This is a genomic window from Gordonia rhizosphera NBRC 16068 (genome assembly GCF_000298195.1).
GTDB classification, from domain to species: Bacteria; Actinomycetota; Actinomycetes; order Mycobacteriales; family Mycobacteriaceae; genus Gordonia; species Gordonia rhizosphera.
The window spans coordinates 1-4,378 of sequence record NZ_BAHC01000066.1 but is presented as its reverse complement, the minus strand read 5'-3'; the positions used below and the strand labels follow the sequence as shown (position 1 = coordinate 4,378).

The following is a 4,378-nucleotide window of genomic DNA, read 5'->3' as shown; positions in this document are numbered from 1 at the left end:
AAGCTTCTCTGGTGCCTCGCCTGCTCGCCGACACCGCGCCGCTGCGGAATCCCTACTTCCGGCGGTTGTGGCTGGCGAACATCGTCACGGTCATCGGGGCACAGCTCACCGTCGTCGCGGTGCCGGCGCAGATCTACGAGATCACCGGGAGTTCTGCCTATGTCGGGCTGACCGGCATCTTCGGGCTCGTGCCGCTGGTCATCTTCGGCCTGTGGGGCGGTGCCCTCGCCGACGTCCTCGACCGGCGCGTGCTGCTGATCATCTCCACGGTCGGGCTCATCGGGTGTAGCGCATTGTTCTGGGCCCAGGCCGCCACCGGCGTCGACAACGTGTGGATCATCCTGTCGCTCTTCGCCGTTCAGCAGGCTTTTTTCGCCGTCAACCAGCCCACCCGTACCGCGATCTTGCCCCGGCTGCTGCCCGCGGGGCAGCTGCCGGCGGCGCTATCGCTGAACATGACCGTGATGCAGGCCGGCGCGATCGCCGGTCCTCTCGTCGGGGGTGCACTCATCCCGGTCCTCGGCTACTCGCGGCTCTACCTGGCCGACACCCTCTTCCTGCTCCCGACGCTGCTCGCCGTCATCGCCCTCCCGGCACTACGCCCTGAAGGAGACGCTCCGAAGGTCGCAGGTATGCGATCGGTCATCGACGGCCTGCGCTACCTGGCCGGTCACAAGATCCTCATGGCCTCGTTCCTCGTCGACCTCATCGCGATGGTCTTCGGCATGCCGCGGGCGCTGTTCCCGCAGATGGCGCACGAGAACTTCGGCGGTCCATCCAGCGGCGGCATCGCCTTCGCCCTGCTGTTCATCGCGATCTCGGCCGGCGCGGTCGTCGGTGGTGTCTTTTCCGGTTGGGTCGGCCACGTCCAGCGGCAGGGCCTCGCGGTCATCGTGTGCATCATCATGTGGGGTCTGGCCATCACCGGCGTCGGCATCGCCGTGGGTTTCGCGGGCGGGACGGCGCTGCCCATGCTGCCGGTGGCGCTCGTGTTGTTGATGATCGGAGGTGCGGCCGATATGGCATCGGCGGCCTTCCGGCAGTCGATCCTGCTCGCGGCGGCCACCGACGAGGTCCGGGGCCGGCTGCAGGGGGTGTTCATCGTGGTGGTCGCGGGTGGTCCGCGTATCGCCGACGTGCTGCACGGCACCGCGGCCGCGTCGATCGGGGTGGCGCTCACGACGACGGCCGGCGGCGTCGCGGTGGTCGTCTTCACCGTCGTTGCGGCCCTGGCCATTCCATCGTTCGTGGCCTATCGTGCCGGGCAGCACGCCTGACGAAACCGTCAGCCCCGAGGGCGGCGACACGCCTCCTGATCAGCACGTTCGGCGATTCGGTGCCACTATGGTGCCATGAGTGCGCCGGTCGACAACCCTGCGGGCACGTTCTCGGTGCCTGTCATCGACATCAGTCCGTACATCGCCAACGGCGATGCGGCCGAGCGCGCAGTGGTCGCTGCCCAGATCGATGATGCCGCCAGTGTGGTCGGGTTCATGCAGATCGTCGGCCACCAGATCCCTAGCGTGGTGCTCGAGGAGTTCACGGCGGTCATGGACGACTTCTTCGCGCTACCGATCGAGCAAAAGAAGGCCTACCGCACGGCACCGGAGATCAATCGCGGCTATGCACCGCCCAAATCGGAATCGCTGTCGTTGAGCTTGGGCGTCGAGTCGGCGAACCGCATGAACGACTTCTTCGAGGCATTCAACGTCGGCGTCGAGGCGAGTTCCTACCCCGATCTGGATCTGCCCACCGACCAATACGCCACCAACACCTGGCCCGAGGTTGAGCATTTTCAGGCCGCGGTGTCGGCCTACTTCGGTGAGGCGTCCCGGGTCGCGCATACCCTGACCCGCATCTTCGCCGACGCGCTCGATCTCCCGCCGGACTTCTTCGACGGCTATACCGACCACTCGGTCGACGTGCTCCGGATGAACAATTACGCGCTGCCCCCGGGGGATGTCGACCTCGACGGCGAGCTGACCGGTATGGGCGAGCACACCGACTATGGCATCGTCACCGTCCTGTGGGCCGACCAGGTCAGGGGTCTTCAGGTCCTCGACCACCACGGCATCTGGCACGACGTCACACCCGTCGACGGTGCGTTGCTGATCAACCTCGGCGACCTGATGGCCCGGTGGACGAATGAACGGTGGACCTCCACACTGCACCGGGTGAAGCCGCCGATCGTCGACGGCTCCATCGAACGTCGACGATCCGCCGCCTTCTTCCACGACGGCAACATCGACGCCATGATCTCCACCCTGCCGTCGTGTGTGGGCGCGGGGAGTCGTTACTCGCCGATCACCGTCGGCGAGCACATCGGTGCCAAACTCGCGGGCTCGCGCGCGGGGCAACCGAATCCCTACGCCCGACGGGAGGCTGATCGGGTGCGGCAGGCGATGCGGCGGGGGTTGTGAACTGTTCTGGGGTTTGTGAGTAAACGTGATCGAATGTGTGTTTTGCTGAGTGCGGTGAAGTTGGCCGGGTGGGCGCGGATGCAGGGTGTGCATCCGTAGACTGCGTATCGGTGGTTTCGGGAGGACCGGTTGCCGGTGGCTGCGCGCCGTTTGGAGTCGGGGACGGTCTTGGTTGATGTCGGCGAGGTGTCGCCTGCGGGGCGGGTGGTTGTTTATGCGCGGGTGTCCTCGGGTGATCAGCGTTCGGATCTGGACCGGCAGGTCGCGCGCCTGACCGAGTGGGCCACCGCCAACGGGCATGTGGTGGGCGAGGTGGTGTGTGAGGTCGGGTCCGGTGTGTCCGGGAAACATCCGAGGATTCGTCGGGTGTGCGACACGTAAGTAGGTGACCTCTGTTGTTGCTGGTGGGCCGATAGTCTGGTTGTGTATTAGACAACCAGATTGGAGTGGGTGGTGGCTGATCGGTCGTTGGAGGAGTTGGAAGCAGCGCGAGAACAGTTGTTCGCCGAGTTGGCGGCGACCGGCGATTTCCGGCGCGGCTCGGTCAGCGAGAACTACCGCCGCTGCGGCAAACCGAATTGCGCCTGCGCCCGGCCGGATCATCCCGGTCACGGACCCCGCTATCTGTGGACGCGCACAGTGTCCGGGCGGCGCACCAAGGGCCGGCAACTGGCGCCGGAGGAGGTGCACAAGGTGCGCGCCGAGATCGCCAACTACCAGCGGTTCGCTGATGTGTCCGAACAGATCGTGGCGGTCAACGAAGCGATCTGCGAGGCCCGCCCGCCCGGTGGCGAGGTCCCTGTCGCGCCGGCCTCGACACAGGCCGAAAAAGGGGGCCCGCCATCGAGATCGCCGACCAGATCACGACGCAGATCGCCGCCGAAATAGACCGCCTCGCCAGGCTGGCCACCACCGGACTGGGCCGCACCGATGCAGACCTGGCTGGGGTCGAGACCGCGATCCGGGCCGCGATGACCCAGATCGGAGCCAGTCTGCTCGAGCAGTTGTTGGGTGCCGACGGCGGCTACCGCGGCCCTCGCGTGGACTGCGGTGACGGGCACAGCGCACGGTTCGTCGGCTACCGGGACAAGACGATCACCACCGTGCTCGGCGCGATCACCGTGCGTCGCGGCTACTACCACTGCGCCGACTGCGGCCACGGCGTGCTCCCGCGTGATGACGAACTCGGCGTCGCCGACGCCTCCCTGTCACCCGGGCTCCGCAAGATCACCGCGGTCGCCGCCGCAGCCGCCCCGTTCGCCGCCGCCTCCACCCTGCTGGCCGAGCTGGCCGGAATCAGGCTGGGCACCAAACGTATCGAACGTTCCGCCGAAACCGACGGGGCCGCTGCCGCCGACCGCCAAACCCGCGAATCGGCCGCCATCTGCCAAGGCGAGGTCACCGTCCTGACACCCGCCGAACAGCCGTTGCCCGACAAGCTCTACATCGCCATCGACGGCACCGGCGTCCCCATGACCGCTGCCGCCGTCGCCGGACGCGCCGGTAAGGGCCCCGACGGCCGCGCCCACACCCGCGAGGTGAAACTGGCCGCCGTGTTCACCCAAACCGCTGTCGATGACGACGGCCGACCGATTCGTGACCCCGACTCCACCAGCTACGTCGCCAGCTTCGCCACCGTCGGCGACTTCGCACCCCTGGCCGCCGCCGAAGCCACCCGCCGCGGCGCCGAGCGGATCCGCCAACTCGTCGTCCTCGGCGACGGCGCCGCCTGGATCTGGAACCTCGCCACCGCCAGGTGGCCGCACGCCACCCCCATCGTCGACCTCTACCACGCCCGCGAACACCTCCACGCCCTGGCCGATCTGCTCACCGACCCCCTCGGCCCCGACCACGACCAGTGGCTCCAGGCCCGCCTGGCCGACCTCGACACCGGCGACATCGAACACCTGGTCACCACTACCGAAACCCTGCTGCCCACACTCGATCCACTCCTCGCC

The 4,378-nt window shown here is 67.5% G+C and carries 4 protein-coding genes and 1 pseudogene; all 5 read left to right on the top strand.

Annotated features, from left to right (window positions below):
- Window positions 1-11: 11 nt before the first annotated feature.
- Window positions 12-1,277, top strand: coding sequence for an MFS transporter (locus GORHZ_RS07535; protein ID WP_040530651.1), 1,266 nt, complete (start codon window positions 12-14; stop codon window positions 1,275-1,277).
- Window positions 1,278-1,352: 75 nt separating this feature from the next.
- Window positions 1,353-2,420: an isopenicillin N synthase family dioxygenase gene (locus tag GORHZ_RS07530; protein WP_006331668.1), complete on the top strand. Its 1,068-nt coding sequence runs from the start codon at window positions 1,353-1,355 to the stop codon at window positions 2,418-2,420.
- A 135-nt stretch (window positions 2,421-2,555) separates the two neighbouring features.
- Window positions 2,556-2,801: a recombinase family protein gene (locus GORHZ_RS07525; protein WP_157205105.1), complete on the top strand. Its 246-nt coding sequence runs from the start codon at window positions 2,556-2,558 to the stop codon at window positions 2,799-2,801.
- Window positions 2,802-2,873: 72 nt separating this feature from the next.
- Entirely contained in the window at window positions 2,874-3,308 is a 435-nt protein-coding gene (locus tag GORHZ_RS07520) for a DUF6788 family protein (protein WP_006331661.1), read from the top strand.
- An 83-nt stretch (window positions 3,309-3,391) separates the two neighbouring features.
- Window positions 3,392-4,378, top strand: a pseudogene (locus GORHZ_RS07515) (hypothetical protein); the annotation flags it as partial.

What these genes read in the sequence shown, in the direction of transcription:
- GORHZ_RS07530 (WP_006331668.1), top strand. Translation starts at nt 1,353, where the DNA reads ATGAGTGCGCCGGTCGACAACCCTGCGGGCACGTTCTCGGTGCCTGTC.